Here is a 20836-nt window from a genome sequence, read left to right on the forward strand (position 1 = left end):
TCATTCATTGGTCCATCAAGGGCTGTATTTGTACACGCTGAATTCTGCTAAAAGTGAGACGGTTTCGTTTGCCTGCACGCAGACAATGCCCACTTTCGAATAAGAACCGACATCCGCTATCGGGTTTTGCTCAATGTTTTTTGTGGCACTCTTCCAAACGGCGCCCCAGATATCCGCCGAAACTCAATCTTCCCACTGAAACTGTGGCCTCTGTCGTAATACTCGACCATACCAGCAAACCGTTTGCAGACGACATTTCCTAGCCCACCCACTTCGAGGGTAGAGAGAGCAGCCACGGCGGCTACGAGCCCTAATATCGGTTATTGAGCGCCATGACGAAGTGTCATAGCAACAGGAATGTTAGCTCAAATAGCTGCTACATTAACCACAAACGTGAAGATAGCCTTATTTCCACCAACGCCGATGCATCCACCTTGTGTATTCATGAGGTAAATAATAGTTGCTGTCGCCATAAAACTCCGGCGCGTGAACCTCCCACATAAGCGCTAAACGAGCTTCTACCCTAAAGCATACTTGCTACCGCAAAAGCGAAGACTGTGATCAGAAGCATGTAACCAATTTGGCAATTATCGTTGAACAGCTTGCCCCGAAACAGAATGAGGCCTAACGACCACGCTGCGTACTCCGACGTAATCCTATTTAACCTAGAGGACGTCGTTGGAGTCCTGCGAAGCGGCATCGCATGCAAAGGCTGTCGTCTCGACCTTCAGAGGCGACGCAGCAATTGAAATCCATAGCACCAAAGAAAGGTCCTAATGTTCCGGCTCCGCCTCTGACTTAACTTGCTTAAGAAAGATAAGCTTTCTTAAGCAAGTTAAGTAGTATGATGCCATTGCGATCACAATCTGGTTTGACTTAAGGTTATTAGCAAATTCGCGATGGACCACCTTGGAAATACGCCTATGAAGAACAGAAACAGTCTTTTCCTCATCAAAACCGTCTTCTTTCGGCATCGTGGGCGCTCCACGCACAACTGTGTGCAAAACAGCCCTATCTAAAGCCACATTCTTTGCAACAACCAGAACCACGACGGCTGCGGCTACGTGTCTTGTCGTGTCGTGTCGACATGATCCCCTCGGCTTAGCCCTGTAACGAGCCTCTCGCTCGGCATTACCGGTCTCAGCTGAGGTAATAGGTCGTAGCATGATGCAATCCCAGTATACATTTCCACGAGAGTATCAAAACAGTACATGGCCCGCTCAAATAGTGAGGTGGTTATCTGACATCATCATAATAGCTCGATGATGAAATTGTGTGCTGCATGACGAGTCCGACTGCGTAAACAGATCGGGTAGCAGAAATAACTTTGAGGGCACCAACCCACAATGTCTTCTCCCAATTATTCAGAAGTTCTAGACCTACGCCTAGATTTTTTGATGTTCATTTTTGTCTTTCAAAAGGTCCACGTCATGCGGCGGCTGTCGGATGCAGCTTTGCGGCCTTTGGAGATAGCGCTCTAATTATTTAACTTCTCGCACTTTCGTTAAATGGTTCTTACATTTCATGGTGGTAGGAGTCTCGGGACTGAGTGACAATGGTGACCTAAATGTGCCGAGCTCTTTAAGCAAAGCCTTTCCGCTCTAATCCGGGCTTTGAAGCGCCGACGTTATTCAATGCGTCTGCATATCGTGAACGTCCTGTTCTTTCATTTGCTGCTTCGTTGACCCAAGTGATTCCTCACACTCCCTATAGCCAACATCGCACGAACAGGAATAGCCCAGATTTTCGTCCATACTCCTAAAAATATGCGCCCTTGGCGTTCTCGAGATTCAGGAAGGAATAGGACGAACTGTACCCTTTCAGCCCCCCCCCGTCGAATCCCCTTGCTGACGCGGCGCGTTCGCCACGATAAGTCGTAAGAATTCCCTGATAAAGCCTAATGGGTACATTCGACGGCTTAGGGAAATGTCAGCCTTGACTTCGTCACTTTGGAGCAGAGCGGGCCGGTGCCAAATTTTCTGGAGAAGCCGTAGAACCAGCCAGAGGGAAGCACAAAAAACCAATATATATATGATTTGTCTCTGCATTGATGGCTGGGGCGCCTGGATTCGAACCAGGGAATGCCGGTACCAAAAACCGGTGCCTTACCGCTTGGCTACGCCCCAACAAATCGGATCAAAGAGATCGATTGCGCGGGCTTATAGCCGCTCCCCGCGCCAAGTGCAATCGTCTATTGACGGATTCTGTCAGGCTTTACAACATGCTGCATAAGGGCTGGGGATAAATGCCGGGGCGTCTGCCCAATTCGGGCACAGGCGGGATTTGCGCAAGCCCTGAAAGCTGGTAATCGGATGGGAGAATTCCACATTGATCGGTTGTCGCAATGATCCTGCTGCTCGTTTCCTTCCTTGCAAGCGCCATTCTTTGCGGCGTGGGCCTCTATCTTCTGTCGAAACTGTTGCCTGCGGGTTTTCTCGCAGCAGGCTTTAATGCGCGTTCAAACCACAGCGTGGCTGCACGGCAGATCGGTGGCCTTGCTCTCATCCCGGCCATCCTGATCTCGCTTTTGATGTTTGGCACGGATCTGGGACTGACCATCGATCTCGTTCTGTGTCTGTCTGGAGCGTGCTTGTTGCTCTGGATCATCGGCGGGCTGGACGACCGTTTCGATCTTTCCGTTTCAACGCGGTTTGGCTCACAGTTCGTTGCCGCCTGCCTCGTCGCTTATGGTCTGGGTGCAGACTTCCGACTGCTTCCTGATCTGCTGCCGCATTGGCTGGAAATGATGCTGATCGTCATCACGCTTGTAGCCGCCATCAATGTCACGAATTTCATGGACGGTCTCGATTGGATGACCGTTGCAGGCATCGGTGTGCCTCTCGCGGGAATCGCGCTGCTGACAGCTTTTCGGCTCTCAGGTATGGAAAGCGGCTCAATTGCTGCGATAGCGGCCGGTGGTCTTCTGGGCTTCGCCTTCTTCAATCGCCCACCAGCAAGTATTTTTCTGGGCGATTCTGGGAGTTTTCCCCTCGGGCTGATTGCGGGAACCGTGCTGTTATTATTGGCACGCGAAACACATATCATTGTCGCACTCATCCCGCCGCTCTATTACGTACTGGATACTGGGACCACGATCATTTTGCGAGGCCTGGCAGGCGAGAACATTCTGAAGGCGCATTCAAAACACGCCTATCAGGTTGCCAAGCGCGCAGGCTGGAGCGTGCTTAAAGTGGTGAGCCATGTGATGATGCTCAATGTCATCCTGATAGGCTGCGCGGCCGCAATCATGGTTTTCGATCACGCGCTTTCGCAGATCATATTTCTGCTCGTCGCTGTAGTCGCCGTTCTATTGCTGCTGCTTGATTTCCGCGGCCGGTTCAGAAAGTTATAACTTCAAAAAGCACTTTGCGAACTGCGGCCACATCTTCGGTCTCCATCGAAGCCCTCAAAGCATCCAGACTTTTCGGAACGTCCACGGCAACTTTCTGGCCCTTTGGCGCACGCATGATCTTTGGATGACGCGTGGTTTGAGCCTGCGAAGGATCGTAGAAGAGCTCTTCATACATCTTCTCGCCTTCACGAATGCCTGTGACCTCGATCGCAATATCACCATCAGGATTATCGGCGTTACGCACAGTAAGGCCAGCGAGCAGGATCATATTTTCTGCCAGATCGCGAACCTTGACCGGATCACCCATCTCAAGAAGAACTGTATCGCCGGATTTAGCAATCGCTCCGGACTGCACAATCAGTTCCGCAGCCTCTTTAATCGACATGAAATAGCGGGTCATATCTTCATGCGTGAGCGTTACGGGTCCGCCATTGGCGATCTGTTCGCGGAAAAGCGGCACAACCGAACCGTTGGAGCCCAAGACATTGCCGAAGCGCACTGAATAGAATGTCTTATTGCGCCCGGCCTTTTCAGCAAGCGTCCCGTAATAATAGACCACCAGCTCGGCCCAGCGCTTGGTCGCGCCCATGACATTCGTCGGGCGCACAGCCTTGTCAGACGATATCAGCACCATGCGCTCAACATCTGTCTCAAAGGCTGCTGCGGCAACGTTCAACGTGCCAAATACATTGTTATAGATGCCGATAAGCGGGTTCTGCTCGACCAGCGGAACATGCTTATAGGCCGCACAATGATAGACCGTATCAACGGCATGAATGCGGATAGCTTTTTCAACGCACTGCTGATTTGCGACCGTGCCGAGCACCGGAATGACATCGCATTGCGCGATCTGCCGTAACTGTCGCTCAATCTGATAAAGCGCAAATTCACTCGATTCAAACAACACAATGCAGCTGGGATTCCATTGTGCAATCGTGCGGCACAGCTGGCTGCCGATCGAGCCACCTGCACCTGTCACCATAATGCGTCGGCCTTCAACAACCACACGCAGAAGATCGACATCAGGCGGCACAGGCGAACGACCAAGCAGATCGTCGATTTCGACATTGCGCAACGCACTGACCAGATACTTGCCTGCCGTCAGATCGGCAATAGGCGGGAGGATGCGGGTGCTTACCGGAAGGCGACCGAGCAGACGCGCCAGTTCCTGGCGTTGCTTTTGATCGATTTCCGGTTCGGATATGACGACCTGACGAACGCCGAAATTCTCGATTAAACGTGGTATTGCCGCAATGTCGTAAACACGAAGGCCAATGATATCCATGCCGCTGAGATTGCCGGTAGGATCGACGAAGCCAATGACATGCGTATCACTGTGGCTTCTAAGTGCGGTTGCCAGCTGGCGCCCAGGTTCACCTATACCGATGATGAGGGCCGTGCTTGAATAGGTTTTATTTGATTCAGCGCTGCGCAACAGCCATTTGGCACCGAACCGGCTTGCAGAAATGAGAACCGTGCTCAGCAGCCAATAAAGAAGCGGGACTGAACGCGGCAGACCAGCGCCGCCATAAGATTCCATAAGGAACACCAGCGCCACCCAGAAGAGCGCGGCAATGGCTGTTGCCTGAAAAATCGGCCAGATAGCGCGCTCAGCCAGATATCGTATAATTGCCCGATAAAGACCAAAACGAATGAAAACAGGTATCGCCAGAGCCGGAGCAATGGCAATCAGGAAAATCTGTGTTTGCGTCGGGACGAAAACGAAACCAAGACGCATGACAAAGGCGAGATAGGCACTCAGCAACAGCAAGATGCAGTCGCTAAACAGAAGAATAATCTGCTTACCGAAGCGCGGTAATAAAGCCAGTCTCTGCCATGGATATCTGAAACTCATACGAACATATCCTGCCCCCTCAAGGCGAGAATGCGAATAATCGCCGTTGAGGATTCGGCTAAACCCAACTCTTTTTTATCAGTGAAATCAGATATCTAGCTCAGATATCCGACCGTTTAACCAGCCCAATAGTCGCACCGTTAACATGAGTCCCCCCGCAGAGCCATATCAATTGACATTGCACGCAATCACGAAGATTACGCTATGACCCCTTAATTATCTGTTTTTATTCGATTTCTCTTAAACAAGCCATCCGATCTTGGTTTTATGCACTTAGTACTTTCGACTAACAAATAGGTGCGGGCAAATTTCTATATAAACACATAAATATTTCTTTATGTAATATAGGATGGAGTGGCATTTACCCCATGTCGGTGAGATGGCTGATTTTTAGTGGCTTGCCCTCAGACAGCTTTCCGATACCGGCTATGGTTAAATCCGATTGCGATCTGAAAACCCGCAATTGGGACGAGGTGCGTCCTGCCCTCGTCAACATGATGGCGACAGCGCTGCGTAAAGCCTGTCGCGGGAAACCGGCCTGAGCTATCCGCCGTTTACGAGCGCTAGAATAAGCTGTTCGACATTGCCGCCCGATCCCATTTCAACACGGTCGAAATCACGGCCCTGCTGACGCTGAACAGCGACCAGCGCATTGATACGGTTAATCAGCTCGCGCCGCATTTTCTGGCATTTCGGATCGTTCGGAATGGAAAGCCCGACCGTTGTGCGGACAATCTCGCGCGTCATGTCCTTGGCCGTATCGCCATGCACAAGTTCATGCTTGTAGATGCCATCATAAAAGCGCTCCCAGTTTTCCTTCACTGGAGAGGAAAGCTTCTGCGAAGGCTTTGGCAGCGTGTAGGTGATTTTCAGTTTTGGCTTTGCCGAAACAATCGTGCAGCCATTGTTGGAATTGTCGAATTTGCGATCCCAGGTCAGAACAAAGGTCGTGTGCGCAATCACGCGGGAATTTCCCGCCTTTGGGCCACGCTCGCCGATGGATTCATAAAGCTGCGGACCGGTGCGGCCAGAAATCGCATAAGGCTTTATGGTTTCAACGGCTTTCCAGTCGTCTTCTGCATGGGCTTGTTCTGTAAAAGCCGCGCCCGAAAATAGAAAACCGAAAACAACACTTAATACAGCTATGCGCACGACGACTCCAAGCCCAACCAGCCAACACAATGGGCACAGGCTACAATATGATGATGGCGAGCAGAAGCCCTTTCGATATCGGTGAGAACGAACCTGGGAAGCGGAACGAAATTCCCCGATTTGCATCTCTTCGAGCATTATTGACTATATCTTCATAGTTTCGTAGATACGTAGTTATGAACAAAACTGACCCAATCGACCCGGGCGTAAAAACCCACCTCGCGGCCGACGAGGCAAGTGAATTCCTCAAATCAATCGCCAACAATCACCGGCTCATGATCCTTTGCCGGTTGCACGGAGGTGAGAAGTCTGTGGGACAGCTTGCCGAGCTGATCGGCTTGCGGGATTCCACAGTCTCACAACATCTGGCTTTGTTACGACGCGAGGGCATTATTGCCGGACGCCGTGACGGGCAGACGATCTGGTATCGTGTGGAAAGCGATATAGCGAAGCAGGTGATGGCGGTGATCTGCAAACATTTTCAGATACCAGTGGTTGATTAGCTGGATACTGAAGGCAACTGCATAAGCGACGATGAAGAAGTACAGGACATGACCGACCAGACTATCGCCAGACGCAATATCTTTGTGCTGACTGCCGCGCAGGCGCTGGGTGCAGCAAGCCCGCCGATTATCATTTCGCTGGGCGGTCTGGTCGGCCAGCAGCTTTCTTCCGATCCGGCGCTGGTTACGCTGCCGGTCAGCCTGTTCAATCTTGGCCTTGCAGCAGGCACCCTGCCTGCAGCCTTTGTCATGCGGTCCTTTGGTCGTCGCAACGGCTATCTGCTGGGCGCATGTTTCGGCATGGCTGCAGGCCTCGTTGCGGCCCTTGGCATTTTTTCGGCGTCTTTCGTCATCTTCTGTTTTGGTACATTCATTGCCGGCTTTTATGCCGCTTATGTTCAGAGCTATCGTTTTGCCGCAACCGATGCCGCGACAGGCGCACTTAAAGCACGCGCTATTTCATGGGTCATGGTTGGTGGCCTGATCGCCGCAATCATAGGACCGCAGCTTGTTATCTGGACACGAGACGCATTGCCGGCGACGCCCTATGCGGGCAGCTTCCTGAGCCAGGCAGTCCTTGCCCTGCTGGCAATTCCCGTGCTCATGTTGTTCCGGTCACCAAAGGCTGCGAAATCCAGTAATGCCGCCGATCATGGCCGCCCGCTCAAAGAAATATTGCTGAACCGGCGATACATGCTGGCTTTGGCTGCTGGTGTCGTCTCCTATGGTCTGATGACATTTGTGATGACAGCCGCCCCTATCGCCATGGTTGGTCACGGCCATTCGGTCGATCATGCAGCACTGGGTATCCAGTGGCATGTGCTGGCAATGTTTGCGCCAAGCTTTTTCACCGGCATGTTGATCACCCGTTTCGGCAAGGAACGCGTGACCGCTATGGGCTTGCTGATTATTGGCTTGTCGGCAATCGTTGCGCTCTCGGGCCTTGATCTCACCCATTTCTGGGTCTCGCTGATCCTGCTCGGCATCGGGTGGAATTTTGGCTTCATCGGCGCAACCGCGATGGTTGCCGATTGTCACACGCCGGAAGAACGCGGCAAAGCACAGGGCGCGAACGACTTCTTCGTCTTCGGAACGGTTGCCTGCGCATCCTTCTTCGCCGGATCGCTGCTGCATTCATCTGGTTGGGAGACCATCAACTGGCTGATCTTCCCGGCTGTCGCTCTCATTCTTGTGCCGTTGGTCTGGCAATCTGCTCGAACGCAGAAAGCAAAAGCCGCGGCATAAAAAAAAGCCGCAGATCACTCTGCGGCTTTTCTTTCAATCAGAAAACAATCTTACTTTTCGATTGTGCGGTTCCAGCGGCTGTTGAGCTGCTGACGGCCTTCGTTGACAGCATCCCAGTCAAGCGTGTTGGCTGTCTTCATGTAGCCATTAAATGCGTCGAGCTTGGCCTGTGCATCTGGCGAACCGGCTTTTGCCTTCAGGTTCGATGGAATGACATTGCCATGATCAAGCGCCTTGCTCTGCGCATCAGCGGAAAGCAGGTAATGGGCGAGCTTCTGGCTCAGTTCAGGTTCGCTGTTGCCTGCGAGAACGCATTCGGTCACTGCGAGAATGACGGAGCCTTCCTTTGGCTGTGCATATTCAACCGGAATGCCCTTGTCCTTCAGGTTGTTTACACCGGTTGGGGTCAGCGGGAAGATCGCTGCTTCGCCGGTCTGAACCATTTCCGAAATCTTGGCCGATGACGGGATGAATTCCAGAACGTTCTTGCCGATGGTGTCCGGGAACTTTTCAAAACCTGGTTCGAGGTTCTTGTCGTCACCACCCTGAATGCGGTTGAACATCAGGAATGCATGGAGACCGAAAGTCGAGGCGGAAGCCGACTGGAACACGACGGCATTCGCATATTTTTCGTCAGCGAAATCCATCCACGACGTTGGAGCTGCCCAGCCCTTTTCGTCGAACAGCTTTTTGTTATAGGCAATGCCGGTCATGCCCATATCGACGCCGATTGCCATATCGTCCTTCAGACGTGCAGCTGGCTGAATGTCGGCAAGAACCGGATCATCAGAAATTTTCTGGCAAAGACCGCCATTGATCGCACGCACCATGACGCCGTCATCGAGCAGCATGACATGCATCTGTGGCTTGTCTTTCTGCGCAGTTGCCTTGGCCAGAATATCAGCCGAAGTGCCCGGTACCACGACAACCTTGACGTTGTTGGCTTTTTCAAATTCCGGCAGAACGTGCTCGGTATAGGCGCGCTCCATGTTGCCGCCATTCATGCCGATATAGAGCGTCTTGGTTTCAGCCGACGCGCCCGATACAAAAGCTGTAGACAGGCCGAGTGCCATTGCCGCCATGGCGGTAATATGTTGATTTTTCATGCTTAGTTCCCTTCCATGTTAAGATTGGTATTGGTTGAAGTAAAACGGTTGATCGAAAATGCATCGATCGGTGTTTCTGTCTCGCCCTTGAGCGCAAGGTCTGCGAGGACCGCGCCGACTGCCGGTCCGGTCTGGAAACCGGCGCCATTAAAACCAAAGGCGTGATAAAGGTTCTTGACCCGGCTGCTTGGCCCGATCACCGGATTATCATCTGGCATTTCAGCTTCCGTTCCTGACCAGAAACGGATCACCTGTGCATGTTGGAGATGCGGAAACAATTCGATTGCTCGCAGCATTACCGAGGATGCCGCATTGACCGAAGGCCGCGAAAAATCCGGGTTTTCAAGCGGCGTACCGCGTCCGCCACCCATGACATAATTGCCGCGCGTGACCTGACGGCCGTAGAAACCACCGCCTTCTTCGCCAAGGCTCATCGGCAAGCGAAACGGCATCGGCTCGGTCACAACCATTGTGGGATAAATCCGCGTCAACGGAACCGGCTCACCGAACGAAGCCGCAAACTGATCCGACCAGGCACCCGCGCAATTGAACAGAAGGCGCGAGCGGATTTCGATGCCCTCGCCGGCCAGAATGGCAAAACCATCGCCGGTTTCATGCGCTTCGATGACCGGTGTGTTTTCCAGCACGGTGGCACCTGCAGCCTGTGCGGCGCGGGTAAAAGCAGGCGACACCAGACGCGGATTGGCATTGCCATCTTCCGCACAAAGCGAAGCACCTGCGACATCGCCCGGAAGCCAAGGGAAACGTTCGCGCACGGCATTGCCGCCGATCAGCTCAACATCGAGGCCGAGCGGCCTGACTTTTTCTGCATAGGCTTCAAGCTTGGCGAAATGCGCTTCAGTGCGGGCAAGCTTCAGATGTCCGCTGCGGTTATATTCGCCATCGATACCGATCAGTTCCGGCAGACGCGCCCACAATTTGTGCGAACGCTGCGCAAGCGGCAGCTGTTCCGGCGCGCGGCCCTGCCTGCGAACGCCGCCATAATTGACGCCGCTTGCCTGCGCACCGCAAAAGCCCTTGTCGAGCAGAATGACCGACAATCCGGCCTGACGCATGAAAAGCGCCGCCGATCCGCCGACAATCCCGCCGCCAATAATCACCGCATCCGCCTGAAGGTTTCTGGTCATGATGAAGCGCCTTCCTTGGCCGGAGCGCCAAAGCCGAGCGGGATCGGCTTGACCGGTGCCTGAGCACGGACGCGCCCGAATTCTGCAGGCGTCTTGTCCTGCATCGACGCCAGAAGTTCTGCGGCGGCAGCGGTACACATGCGCCCCTGACAGCGGCCCATGCCGACACGGGTAAGCGCTTTGAGCCGGTTGATCTCACGCGTATCACCTTGCCCGATGACTGCCTTCGCATCACGCACCGCAATTTCTTCACAACGGCAAAGCGTGACATCGCCTGCAATCGTGTCGAACCAGTCGCGCGGGAACGGGAAGGCTTTTTCGACGATCAGGCGCTCGCGATAGATATGATCGAGCTTTGTGAGAAGCCCGCGTTCCGTGTCTTCGTCAAACGGCAGGCCCATGTCGCGCAGCAAAGCAATCGCGGCCAATGATCCTCGAATTTCAGCAGCATCGGCACCAGCAATACCTGCACCGTCACCCGCTACATAAACACCTTCGCGGCTTGAACGGCCAAGCCGGTCGGCTGCAGGAAGCCATGCGCGGTCGCGTTCTTCAAAGCAGAATTCGCAACCGGCGAGATCGGCAAGCTGGGTTTCTGGGCGCAGCGCAAAACCATAAGCCAGCGCATCACACTGAGCCTCGCGAACGCGCTTGCCCGTGCGAAAGCGAATGCCTTCGACATGGCCTTCGCCAAGAACCTCATCAGGCCGGACATTATAATGGATCGGCACGCCACCAAGCTTGAGACGCAGACCATAATAAGCACCGAGCGCCACAATGCGCGGCGCATAAAGCGCAAGATGTGCCAGATGAAACTTGGAGGTGAAGGGTGCCGTGTCGAGAACTGCTACGACCTTCGCACCTGCATGATGATACTGCCAGGCCACCAGATAAAGCAGCGGGCCTGAACCCATGAACACCACGCGTTCGCCAACCGTACAGCCTTGCGCTTTGAGCGCCGTTTGCGATGCACCAAGCGTGTAGACGCCCGGCTTGGTCCAGCCTTTAAACGGCAGAACACGGTCGGTCGCGCCGGTTGCGAGGATGAGATGGCTATAGGCCAGCTGGCTATGCGAGCCGTTGGTCAGTAGATCAAGACGATCGCCCTCGCCGCGCGTGATATTCCAGACGAGCGTTTCCGGGCGATAATCGATTGCGCCGCGCAACGTGTCAAACGTCTTGTGCAGCGCTTCGGCCTTATGCGCTTCCGATCCATAGCGCGCTTTATAGCTGCGGCCATCATCGAAAGGCGGTCGGCGATAAATCTGGCCACCTGAACGAAAGCCTTCATCAAGCACGATGGGCTTAAGACCCGCTTTGACCAGCGTTTCGGCAGCGCGAATGCCTGCGGGACCAGCGCCAACAATAACCGGATTGCGCAACGCGCTCATAGTGCTGGCTCCGTTACAAATGCCATGCCGTCTTCCAGAAGCGTGGTGCAGGCACGAAGCTTATAGCCCTCGGCAGTCATCACATGACAATCCTGACACGCGCCGATCAGGCAAAAGCCCGCACGCGGTTCTCCGGTAAATTCGGTATGACGCACCTTTCCCTGCACCGAGAGAATGGCGGTCAACACGGTATCGCCACGGCGGCCCTCAAAAGGTACGCCGTCGAGCGAGAAGCTGATCGGCTGCTCAGTCAGCCGATACCGTCTGCGGAACTGAGCCGCGGCAGGCGAAACCGGGAATGTCATGATCTGCCTGCTTAGCCTTTACCCACCAGCAGTCGGTCGAGACCGAACATGCGATCGATAATAATCATGGTCACGGTGGCAACGAGGATCATTAGGGCCGACACAGCCGCCATCATCGGATCGATGGATTCACTTGCATACATATACATGCGGACCGGCAGCGTAACCGTGGACGGCGACGTGACGAAGATCGACATGGTCAATTCGTCAAACGAATTGATGAAGGCGAGCAGCCAGCCACCCGACAGACCCGGCAGCAACAGTGGCAGGGTGATGCGACGGAACACAGTCCATTCGCCAGCACCCAGAGTGCGTGCCGCGTTTTCCGCATTGCGATCCATGCTGCCAAGCGAAGCAAGGATAAGGCGCAGCGCATAAGGCGTGACGACAATCGTATGTGCAGCCACCAGCCAGCCAAATGTGCCGGTGAAGCCCATCAGCGTGAAAAGACGCAGGAACGCAACGCCCAGAACCAGATGCGGGATAATCAGTGGCGACAGAAACAGCGCGTTGAGCGCATCACGGCCACGGAACGCATATTGTGCGATTGCAAGGCCTGACGGCACGGCCAGCGCCGTTGAAAGGGTTGCCGAGAACAGAGCAAGCTTCAGACTGTTGCCAAAAGCCGTCATGAAGTCGTTATGCGCGAAAACCGCCTGGAACCAGCGAAGCGAAAGACCGTTCCACGGCATGGACAGCGTGTTTTCCGGCGTGAAAGCCACCAGACACACCACCACCATTGGCGCCAGCATGAAGATGACGATCAGCGTGTGGAAGAATAGAGCGAAAGGACCGTTCTTGACCATGGCCGTTACCCCAGCTTCTTTTTCGCTTGCCCTTCGAGCATGCGATTATAGGCGATCATGATCACAAGGTTGGCGACCAGAACGATGATGGCGATGGCAGCACCCAGCGGCCAGTTCAGCTCGATCAGGAATTCGTCATAGACGACGGTTGCCGCCATTTTCAGACGACGTCCGCCAAGCAGACCCGGAATGGCAAAGGAGCTGGCCGAAAGCGCAAACACGATGAGGCTCCCCGACAGGATGCCTAAAACTGCCTGCGGAAACACCACGCGGCGAAGCGCTGTCAGGCGCGATGCACCAAGCGTCAGCGCTGCTGCTTCAACCGACGGGTCGAGCTTCTGCAGCACAGTCCAGACCGGGATCACCATGAATGGCAGCATGATATGCACCAGACCGATGACAATGGCTGTTTCGCTGTAAAGGATCTGCGTGGTCGGCAGACCGACCATGTCGAGCACGCTGTTTACAAGGCCATTGCGCCCCAGCAACATGCTCCAGCCGAATGTGCGGACCACGACCGAGACCAGAAGCGGGCCAATGATCACCAGCAGGAAGATCGAGCGCCATGGCTTGCGCATGTTCGAAAGAATATAGGCCTCGGGCACACCGATCAGCACCGTGATGACAGTTGTGATCAATGCCAGTTTGAGCGTGCGCCAGAAGATTGCGAGATAATACGGGTCTTTGAGAACCTGCGTATAATTGGCAAGCGTGTAAACGTCTTCGATGCCCTTGTCGTAGCTATAGCTATTGAACGAGAGCAGCACGGTGAGACCGAGCGGCAGCAGCACCAGCGCGAAAAAGAGAAGCGTCGAAGGCCCGACCAGAAAAAGCGGGAGCAGATTGCGCCGCTCTTTGGCTGAAGCGTTTTGATCCTGTGAGGTGACAGCCGACATGCTCAGTTCACCCCTGCGGTGAGGATGCGGCAATCGTCATGGTTCCAGCTCAGACCAACTGCTGTGCCTTCAGCCGGCGGCGGGTTGCCGAGATTAGGCAGGGCGACCGAAAGCTGGCCTGCTGGCGTTGTAACACCGAGCAACCATTGCGCACCCATGAAATAGCGGGTCGAGACTTCACCTGCGATATGGCCTTCGTCTGCTGCAACAAGCTGCACCTTTTCAGGACGGATGAAGACGGACAGCTCGCCCGATACCTTCTTTCCACCTTCCTGCGCTGGAGCCGGAAATCGGATGGCCGTATCGGCCAGCGAAATGACATCGCCCTCGGCGCGCGCTTTCAGGAAGTTCGACTTGCCGACGAAGTTGGAAATGAAGTGGTTATGCGGGTGCTCATAGAGCTTATATGGCGCATCGACCTGTGTAATCAGGCCCTTTTCCATGACCACGATGCGGTCGCTGATCGAAAGCGCTTCGGCCTGATCATGCGTTACCATGATGGTGGTGATACCGACAGTGCGCTGGATGCGGCGCAGTTCAAACTGCATTTCTTCACGCAGCTGCGCATCAAGATTGGAGAGCGGCTCATCGAGCAGCAGAACCGGCGGATTGATGACCAGCGCACGCGCAATGGCCACACGCTGACGCTGACCGCCCGACATTTCACGCGGATAACGATCCGCAAGTGCGCCCAAATGCACCAGTTCCAGCACGTCGCGAACGCGCTTTTCGCGCTCTGCCTTTGGAACATTGCGCATTTCAAGGCCGAAGCTCACATTCTGCGCAACCGTCATATGCGGGAACAGTGCATAGCTCTGGAAAACGACGCCCAATTCGCGCTTGGCTGGCGCAAGGCGCGTAATTTCGCGGCCATCAAGGGTGATCGTGCCCGCCGTTGGCGGCACCAGACCGGCGATCATCTGCAAGGTCGTGGTCTTGCCACAGCCAGAAGGGCCGAGAAGCGAAATGAACTCGCCCTTTTCAATCGTCAGATTGAAATTGTCGACAGCCGCGAACTTGCCGTAGTGGCGGGAAATTCCGGAAAGGGTCAAAAAGCTCATTGCATCTCCCTCTCGGCATGACTTCCGCCTGAATTTGCGGGGGAGCGGAAGCGCCGTGATGTTGTCTCACGTCGCCTCTTCGATAGGGCTAGCTGGCGGGAGCGGCTCGACCGCGCATCAAGCGCTGGTCAGACTTGGATCGTTTGAACGCGTGTTTGTCCGGTCACTGATGCAACCGTGGCGTTCCCCTTACTTCAAGTTAAAACCGCCGACCCGCTTACGGCATCCTCTGGATACCTTGCCGGACCTTCCCATTGGCGACGGATTTTAAATGGCAGAAAATTTTGAACGATTACAAATTATAATTTTCAATTTCGGAAGAAATTATATATTTCTTTCAAAATGCAGAATTTGGAAGCAATTTTATGGATGATATATCAGAAAATATGAAATCTGGTGCCGCGCTTAACTCAAGTCTGGTGAAGGCAATTCATATTCTGAAAGGTCTGGCAGCCAGCACGGATGACGGCGTGCGGTTAATCGATCTGGCGCGCGAGCTTGAGTTAAGCCAGCCTTCGGCCCATCGTTTGCTCAAGACGCTGATTGCGGAAAACCTTGTCGAGCAGCTTCCCGACAAGAAAGCCTATCGTCTGTCGCTGGAGTTTTTCGCCATGGCAGCGCAAGCACGTCAGCGCGATGGAATCCTGAGCCTCGCCCGCCCTTCCCTCTTGCGACTTTCAACCACCTTCAATGATACGGTCTTCCTGCTCGTGCGCAGCAATTTCGATGCGGTCTGTCTTGATCGCGTGGAAGGGCCGTTTCCGATCCGCTCCTATACTGGCGATATCGGCGGTAAAGTGCCGCTTGGCATCGGCCAGGGCAGCCTTGCCATTCTGTCCTTTCTGCCGGAAGAAGAGCGCGAGGCGATCATCCGTTTCAACATGCCCCGCATTCTGGATAAGGCCACCATTGACGAGGTTGATCTTCGCATCATGATTGCGGAAGTGCGCGAAACCGGCGCATCCACCTTCAACTTCAACATGATTGATGGCATGGCGGGCTTGGGTGTTCCGGTGCTTAATCGCAGCGGCGAAGCGGTGGCGGCACTCAGCATCGGCACACTGGCCTCACGATTAACAGAAAAACGTCAGCACACGATCACAGAACTTTTGCAGCGTGAAGCAGCCGCTATTTCCGAGAAACTCAACCCTTTTGACCCGGCTTTACGTCACCCCAGTCAGGCATTCGTGAAATAATCGAACGCTTTAACAGCATTCCACGCAATAGCCTTATCTTGTCCACAGATGCCCCCGAAATTGGAGATTGACTTGCACTTGCCAGCATCGTTTGATCGGGCAAGTGTGGGGGATCTGTAGAACGAGGCGAAAAGCCCAAAGCAGAAATTCCATCTCTTTATTGATGTAAAAATGGAGTTCTGTTGTGTTCAAGTTCACCAGACGGGGAATGTTTCATCTTGCTCTCGCTCTCGCCGGATCCACGGCGATGGGCACAGTTGCCACCACGGCAGCTCAGGCTCAGGACAAGATCCTGCTCATCATCAATGGCGCGCTCGGCGATAAATCCTTCTTCGATTCCGCTGCCAATGGCATGAAGATGATCAAGGACAAATATGGCGACGACGTCGAAACCAAGATTCTCGAAATCGGTGATGATCCGACCAAGTGGGAACCGGTCTTCCTCGATGCATCCGAACAGGACTGGGATTTGATCATCGGCGGCACCTACCAGATGTCGGAAACCGTAGGCTCCGTTGCGCAGCAATATCCGGACAAGAAATACGTCCTCTATGATGCAAGCGTGCCTTATGAAGAAGGCGGCTACGACAACGTTTATTCGATCCAGTACAAGCAGAACGAAGGTTCCTACCTCGGTGGGATGCTGGCGGCCTCGCTCCTGAAAGATGGCAAGCTCGGCGATACCGGAAAGAATCTCGGCTTCCTTGGCGGCATGGATATTCCGGTCATCAACGACTTCCTCGTTGGCTATATTGCTGGCGTGCAGGCAATTGAGCCGGACACCAAAATCGCGATCTCCTATGCAGGCTCCTTCATGGATGCGGCAAAGGGCAAGGAACTTGGCCTCGCGCAGTATCGTTCGGGTGTATCGCTCGGCTTCGTCGTTGCCTCGCAGACCGGCCTTGGTCAGCTTTCGGCTGCAAAAGAAACCGGCAAGTACGTTCTGGGCGTCGATTCCGATCAGGAAGCCATCTTCAAGGACAGTGATCCGGCAATGGCCAAGCAGGTCGTCAGCTCCGTGTTGAAGAACGTCGATGTCAGCCTTCTGCAAGCCTATGACCGTTTCAAGGAAGGCAATCTTCCATTCGGCAAGGCTGAAGCGCTCGGCCTGAAGGAAGGCGCTGTCGGCATCGTGCAGGATGGCAACATGGCTTCCATGGCCACGCAGGAAATGAAGGACGCCATCAAGAAGGCTTCCGATGAAATCTCCGAAGGCAAGGTCACGGTCCCAACCGCATTTGGCATGAGCACCGAAGATCTCAATGCGATCCGCAACAAGGTTCGTCCATAATCGTGGAAAAACAAGCTGAAAACATTGAAGGCGGCGATGCAATCGTCGCCTTCCGAGATGTGAGCAAGGTCTATCCGAACGGAACGGTTGCACTGCGCGATGTGTCGTTTTCGATCCGCGCCGGTTCGATCCACGCCATTTGCGGCGAGAACGGTGCAGGCAAATCCACGCTCATGAAAATCCTGTTCGGCATCGAAAATGCCACCGCAGGCGAGATCGTGATCGACGGCCAGGCGATCTCATCATGGTCGCCGGAAGATGCCAGCGCCCGGGGTATCGGCATGGTGCATCAGCATTTCTCGCTGGTGCCGACACTGACCGTCACCGAAAATATCATTCTCGGCCACGAACCTGTAAAAGGCGGGTTTATCGACCGTGTGAGCGCGCGTAAATCGGTCGAAGAGCTGATGCAGCATTATGATCTGCACGCCGATCCGGATGCGATCACTGGTACGCTTTCGGTTGCAGCCCAGCAGAAGATCGAAATCCTCAAGGCGCTGGCGCGTCGCACACGGCTCTTGATCCTGGATGAGCCGACCGCCGTTCTTTCGCCGCCCGAAATTGAAGAGCTGATGCGCAGGCTGAAAGCGCTGCGCGATGAAGGCATCACCATTCTCTTCATTTCTCATAAGCTCAATGAAGTGCGCGAGCTGGCTGAAAGCGTCACGGTCTTGCGCGCAGGCGCAGTTGCAGGAACCGAAAAGCTCGCTGATGTGCCGGACGATGCCATCATGCAGATGGTTATGGGCCACGCGGTCGAAATTCCGGAACGCGCGCACAAGCTGAATGCGACGCAAACAGTCCTTGAAATGAAGGGCGTCACCATTGAAGCCCTCGACCCTGCCGACCGTATCCGCGATGTAAACCTCACCATTGGCGAAGGCGAAATCGTCGGTGTAGCCGGTGTTGATGGCAGTGGCCAGCGCGGACTCGTTTCCGCATTGTCTGGTCTGATGCGCGCATCTCAAGGTGCAATCACCCTTAACGGCGCAGATATGGGTACTGCCGACACGGCCAGCTGGCGCAAAAAAGGCCTGGCCTATCTGCCTGCCGACCGCTTTTCACAAGGCGGTGCGCCGGGCCTGTCTCTGGCTGAAAACACGATTGCCGGCACGGACGGAAACCGCGACACTGATTTCGGCCCTTTCCTGCGATGGAGCGCGATCAAAGCGCGTGTCAGCGGCATGATTAAACAATATTCGGTGCGTGCAGGTGCGATCACCGAAAGGCTCGACTCGCTGTCGGGCGGCAATGCGCAGAAGCTTATCGCTGCGCGCGAACTTGCCACCAAACCGAAATTCCTGATCGCCGATCAGCCAACACGCGGCATTGATGTTTCAGCAGCAGCCTTCCTGCATCGACGCATCGATGAAGTGGCGCAAGGTGGTTGTGCTGTGCTTCTCGTCAGCGCCGATCTTGATGAATTGCTGCGGTTGAGCGATCGCATCGTCGTGTTCTTCAATGGTCGCATAGTTGCCGTTCTCAGAAACGGACCCGATATTACTCCAGCGGTCCTTGGACCTTATATGCTGGGCACGCGAGATGCAGCCTGATGCGTAGATTTATATCCTATCTTATTCCCTTCTTTCTGACCGTGCTGGTGATCGGCGTCATCATGGCGCTGCTGCTCGTGCCATTGGCCTTGATGCAGGATAATCCGGCAGGTGTGCTCAAGACCTTCTTCCTCGGACCATTTGGCAGCATTCGCCATATGGGCAATGTGGTGGAAGCTGCAACCCCGATCATGCTGACGGGCCTTGCCATCACCATTCTTTTCCGCTCCGGCCTGTTTAATCTGGGTGCTGAAAGCGGTTTCTATCTTGGTGGATTGGGTGCTGTTGCTGGAGCCGTTCTGCTGCCGTCGCTTGGCTGGTTCTCGCTGCCGGTCGCTATTTTGTGCGGTGCGGTTGCAGGCAGCTTTGCCTGCACGATCCCCGCAGCGCTGCGCCTGCGTTTCGGCGCATCTGAAATGGTAACGTCTCTGGTTCTCAACTACGCCTTCCTGTTTCTTGGGCTGTTCGTGCTCAATTATGTCATTCGCGACCCGGCTGCGGGCGGCATGATGTCCATGCGCATTCCACCCGAAGCGAAGCTCGACCGGCTTCTGGCAGGCACGCGGCTTAACAGCGGTTCGATCATTGCCATTCTCGCCTGTATCGCAGGTGGCATCTGGCTTTACTGGACACGTTCCGGCCTCAATATCCGCATTGCAGGCTCCAGTCCCGGATTTGCAAATCATCTGGGCCTGCCGCTGAAGGGCATCATCATGCGCGCGCAGATTGTAGGTGGTCTGGTGGCAGGCATGGCCGGTGCGCTCGAAGTTCTGGGCCTGCATAACCGCTTCGCATGGCTCGACCTGCCCGGTTACGGCTGGACGGGGCTGGTGGTTGCAATCCTTGGCCGCGAAAACCCATTCCTGCTCATTCCGGCAGCTTTGTTCCTTGGGTTTGTTCAGGTTGGCGGCGATCTTCTCGCCCGCAACATGAATATCCCGACCGAAGTTGTGGGCCTTGTCACCGCAGCTATCATGGTTGGTGCCACGGCAAGCGTCATTCACAACCATCCAACCGTGCTGCGTGTGATCCGAAACCTGCGCAATCGTGAAGGAGAGCAGTCATGAGCGCAGTTCTCGCACAAATCCTCGATCCAGCGTTCATCGCCACCATTCTGCGTGTCGGCACGCCACTTTTGCTGGCAGCGCTCGGCGTGATGATTTCTGACCGTGCAGGCGTGCTGAATATCGGCATGGAAGGCATGATGCTGATTGCAGCGCTGATTGCGGTTCTCGCAAGTGCGGCGACGGGAAGCCCGGCCATCGGTCTCCTTGCCGCCCTTATAGTCGGCGCCTTTCTGGGCTGGCTGATGTCGCTGTCTGTCAACAAGCTCGGCACCGATCTCATCATGACCGGCATCGCACTCAATATTGCCGCGGCAGCAGGCACCACACTGGGGCTTTTCGTTGCCACCGGCGACAAGGGCATGTCGGGCGCGTTGAAAAGCGGGGCGCTACCAAGCCTCAGCATTCCTTATATCGGCAATATCCATATCCTGAGCTTTGTCGCATTGCTGGCTGTTCCGGCCGTCAGCCTTCTGATGATGCGGACGCGGTTCGGCCTTCATCTGCGCGCAACCGGTGTTGATCCCAAATCCGCGCGCGCTGCAGGCATTCACACCGGACGCGTTCAGATGCAGGCGCTCATACTTTCTGGCATCTTTGGCGGTGCGGCAGGCGCCTATCTCTCGCTCGGCTATGTCACATGGTTCGGCCAGAACATGACCGCTGGTCGTGGCTTCATCGCCATTGCAGCCGAAGTGATGGGACAAGGAACGGCTTGGGGAACGCTGGTCGCAAGTCTTGTGCTGGCTGCAGCGGAATCGCTGGCAATCACCCTGCAAAGCCTTGGACTGCCGTTCGAGCTGATGCAGATGATCCCTTATCTCGTGCCCGTTGTGGTGCTGACGGTACATGCCGCAAGAAGACAGCGGCGTGCAAGACAGTTGAAGAAATCCTGAAATGCATGAAAACGAG

Annotated in this window: 18 protein-coding genes and 1 tRNA gene; 9 read left to right on the forward strand and 10 right to left on the reverse strand. The window is 54.7% G+C overall.

The genetic code is table 11. The features are described 5' to 3' along the window. Nucleotides 1-2051: 2051 nt before the first annotated feature. Nucleotides 2052-2126: transfer RNA gene (locus RT142_RS12100), tRNA-Gln, on the reverse strand. 218 nt (nucleotides 2127-2344) lie between these two features. Here RT142_RS12100 and RT142_RS12105 point away from each other — a divergent pair. Next, nucleotides 2345-3352, forward strand: coding sequence for a glycosyltransferase family 4 protein (locus RT142_RS12105; protein ID WP_313028780.1), 1008 nt, complete (start codon nucleotides 2345-2347; stop codon nucleotides 3350-3352). Here the strand turns inward: RT142_RS12105 and RT142_RS12110 are convergent. After that, nucleotides 3339-5207 carry a nucleoside-diphosphate sugar epimerase/dehydratase gene (locus RT142_RS12110; RefSeq protein ID WP_313028781.1) on the reverse strand — a complete coding sequence of 623 codons (1869 nt, stop codon included), beginning with the start codon at nucleotides 5205-5207 and terminating at the stop codon, nucleotides 3339-3341. The genes RT142_RS12105 and RT142_RS12110 overlap by 14 nt on opposite strands. A gap of 368 nt (nucleotides 5208-5575) precedes the next feature. Here RT142_RS12110 and RT142_RS12115 point away from each other — a divergent pair, with 368 nt between their 5' ends. Continuing rightward, nucleotides 5576-5749, forward strand: a complete 174-nt coding sequence (locus tag RT142_RS12115) for a hypothetical protein (RefSeq protein WP_313028783.1) — start codon at nucleotides 5576-5578, stop codon at nucleotides 5747-5749. A 1-nt stretch (nucleotide 5750) separates the two neighbouring features. Here the strand turns inward: RT142_RS12115 and RT142_RS12120 are convergent, their stop codons facing one another. After that, nucleotides 5751-6359: a DUF922 domain-containing Zn-dependent protease gene (locus RT142_RS12120; protein ID WP_409558581.1), complete on the reverse strand. Its 609-nt coding sequence runs from the start codon at nucleotides 6357-6359 to the stop codon at nucleotides 5751-5753. Nucleotides 6360-6535: 176 nt separating this feature from the next. Between RT142_RS12120 and RT142_RS12125 the strand changes: the two genes are divergently transcribed. Both RT142_RS12125 and RT142_RS12130 read left to right on the forward strand, forming a co-directional pair. Further along, nucleotides 6536-6862 (forward strand): ArsR/SmtB family transcription factor, encoded by a 327-nt coding sequence (locus RT142_RS12125; RefSeq protein ID WP_113159676.1) that lies wholly within the window; start codon nucleotides 6536-6538, stop codon nucleotides 6860-6862. A gap of 48 nt (nucleotides 6863-6910) precedes the next feature. Then, nucleotides 6911-8107, forward strand: coding sequence for an MFS transporter (locus RT142_RS12130; protein ID WP_113496397.1), 1197 nt, complete (start codon nucleotides 6911-6913; stop codon nucleotides 8105-8107). Between the two features lie 50 nt (nucleotides 8108-8157). Here the strand turns inward: RT142_RS12130 and RT142_RS12135 are convergent, their stop codons facing one another. Genes RT142_RS12135 through RT142_RS12165 form a run of 7 tightly spaced genes read right to left on the reverse strand, consistent with a single transcriptional unit; the run spans nucleotide 8158 to nucleotide 14820 of the window. Continuing rightward, a complete protein-coding gene (locus RT142_RS12135; protein ID WP_064321367.1) occupies nucleotides 8158-9213 on the reverse strand; it encodes an ABC transporter substrate-binding protein in 1056 nt (351 codons plus the stop codon). Nucleotides 9214-9215: 2 nt separating this feature from the next. After that, nucleotides 9216-10361, reverse strand: a complete 1146-nt coding sequence (locus RT142_RS12140; RefSeq protein ID WP_313028789.1) for an FAD-binding oxidoreductase — start codon at nucleotides 10359-10361, stop codon at nucleotides 9216-9218. Then, nucleotides 10358-11752, reverse strand: a complete 1395-nt coding sequence (locus RT142_RS12145; RefSeq protein WP_313028791.1) for an FAD/NAD(P)-binding oxidoreductase — start codon at nucleotides 11750-11752, stop codon at nucleotides 10358-10360. Before RT142_RS12145 ends, RT142_RS12140 begins: the two co-directional genes overlap by 4 nt. Continuing rightward, nucleotides 11749-12057 (reverse strand): (2Fe-2S)-binding protein, encoded by a 309-nt coding sequence (locus RT142_RS12150; RefSeq protein WP_064321364.1) that lies wholly within the window; start codon nucleotides 12055-12057, stop codon nucleotides 11749-11751. Before RT142_RS12150 ends, RT142_RS12145 begins: the two co-directional genes overlap by 4 nt. An 11-nt stretch (nucleotides 12058-12068) precedes the next feature. Next, a complete protein-coding gene (locus RT142_RS12155) occupies nucleotides 12069-12863 on the reverse strand; it encodes an ABC transporter permease (protein WP_007877395.1) in 795 nt (264 codons plus the stop codon). Between the two features lie 5 nt (nucleotides 12864-12868). After that, the gene (locus RT142_RS12160; protein WP_007877396.1) at nucleotides 12869-13759 is read right to left on the reverse strand and encodes an ABC transporter permease; all 891 of its coding nucleotides are present in this window, start codon (nucleotides 13757-13759) and stop codon (nucleotides 12869-12871) included. Nucleotides 13760-13761: 2 nt separating this feature from the next. Further along, a complete protein-coding gene (locus RT142_RS12165; RefSeq protein ID WP_094544506.1) occupies nucleotides 13762-14820 on the reverse strand; it encodes an ABC transporter ATP-binding protein in 1059 nt (352 codons plus the stop codon). A 365-nt stretch (nucleotides 14821-15185) separates the two neighbouring features. Between RT142_RS12165 and RT142_RS12170 the strand changes: the two genes are divergently transcribed. From RT142_RS12170 to RT142_RS12190, 5 genes are all read left to right on the forward strand, one after another. Further along, complete coding sequence (locus RT142_RS12170) at nucleotides 15186-16016, forward strand: IclR family transcriptional regulator (RefSeq protein ID WP_007877398.1); 831 nt, start codon at nucleotides 15186-15188, stop codon at nucleotides 16014-16016. Nucleotides 16017-16200: 184 nt separating this feature from the next. Then, entirely contained in the window at nucleotides 16201-17307 is a 1107-nt protein-coding gene (locus RT142_RS12175; protein ID WP_079213293.1) for a BMP family ABC transporter substrate-binding protein, read from the forward strand. Between the two features lie 2 nt (nucleotides 17308-17309). Continuing rightward, nucleotides 17310-18860, forward strand: coding sequence for an ABC transporter ATP-binding protein (locus RT142_RS12180; RefSeq protein ID WP_313028804.1), 1551 nt, complete (start codon nucleotides 17310-17312; stop codon nucleotides 18858-18860). Continuing rightward, nucleotides 18860-19927 (forward strand): ABC transporter permease, encoded by a 1068-nt coding sequence (locus RT142_RS12185; RefSeq protein WP_094544503.1) that lies wholly within the window; start codon nucleotides 18860-18862, stop codon nucleotides 19925-19927. The genes RT142_RS12180 and RT142_RS12185 overlap by 1 nt, the downstream gene beginning before the upstream one ends. After that, nucleotides 19924-20820: an ABC transporter permease gene (locus RT142_RS12190; protein ID WP_007877405.1), complete on the forward strand. Its 897-nt coding sequence runs from the start codon at nucleotides 19924-19926 to the stop codon at nucleotides 20818-20820. Before RT142_RS12185 ends, RT142_RS12190 begins: the two co-directional genes overlap by 4 nt. The last annotated feature ends 16 nt before the right edge of the window (nucleotides 20821-20836 follow it).

It is taken from the genome of Brucella sp., from assembly GCF_032066345.1.
GTDB classification, from domain to species: Bacteria; Pseudomonadota; Alphaproteobacteria; order Rhizobiales; family Rhizobiaceae; genus Brucella; species Brucella pseudogrignonensis.

Bases quoted from the DNA above. Each gene is read 5' to 3' on its own strand.
- RT142_RS12105 (WP_313028780.1), top strand. From the start codon at position 2,345: ATGATCCTGCTGCTCGTTTCCTTCCTTGCAAGCGCCATTCTTTGCGGC.
- RT142_RS12110 (WP_313028781.1), bottom strand. From the start codon at position 5,207: ATGAGTTTCAGATATCCATGGCAGAGACTGGCTTTATTACCGCGCTTC.
- RT142_RS12115 (WP_313028783.1), top strand. From the start codon at position 5,576: ATGTCGGTGAGATGGCTGATTTTTAGTGGCTTGCCCTCAGACAGCTTT.
- RT142_RS12125 (WP_113159676.1), top strand. From the start codon at position 6,536: ATGAACAAAACTGACCCAATCGACCCGGGCGTAAAAACCCACCTCGCG.
- RT142_RS12130 (WP_113496397.1), top strand. From the start codon at position 6,911: ATGACCGACCAGACTATCGCCAGACGCAATATCTTTGTGCTGACTGCC.
- RT142_RS12135 (WP_064321367.1), bottom strand. From the start codon at position 9,213: ATGAAAAATCAACATATTACCGCCATGGCGGCAATGGCACTCGGCCTG.
- RT142_RS12140 (WP_313028789.1), bottom strand. From the start codon at position 10,361: ATGACCAGAAACCTTCAGGCGGATGCGGTGATTATTGGCGGCGGGATT.
- RT142_RS12145 (WP_313028791.1), bottom strand. From the start codon at position 11,752: ATGAGCGCGTTGCGCAATCCGGTTATTGTTGGCGCTGGTCCCGCAGGC.
- RT142_RS12150 (WP_064321364.1), bottom strand. From the start codon at position 12,057: ATGACATTCCCGGTTTCGCCTGCCGCGGCTCAGTTCCGCAGACGGTAT.
- RT142_RS12155 (WP_007877395.1), bottom strand. From the start codon at position 12,863: ATGGTCAAGAACGGTCCTTTCGCTCTATTCTTCCACACGCTGATCGTC.
- RT142_RS12160 (WP_007877396.1), bottom strand. From the start codon at position 13,759: ATGTCGGCTGTCACCTCACAGGATCAAAACGCTTCAGCCAAAGAGCGG.
- RT142_RS12165 (WP_094544506.1), bottom strand. From the start codon at position 14,820: ATGAGCTTTTTGACCCTTTCCGGAATTTCCCGCCACTACGGCAAGTTC.
- RT142_RS12170 (WP_007877398.1), top strand. From the start codon at position 15,186: ATGGATGATATATCAGAAAATATGAAATCTGGTGCCGCGCTTAACTCA.
- RT142_RS12185 (WP_094544503.1), top strand. From the start codon at position 18,860: ATGCGTAGATTTATATCCTATCTTATTCCCTTCTTTCTGACCGTGCTG.
- RT142_RS12190 (WP_007877405.1), top strand. From the start codon at position 19,924: ATGAGCGCAGTTCTCGCACAAATCCTCGATCCAGCGTTCATCGCCACC.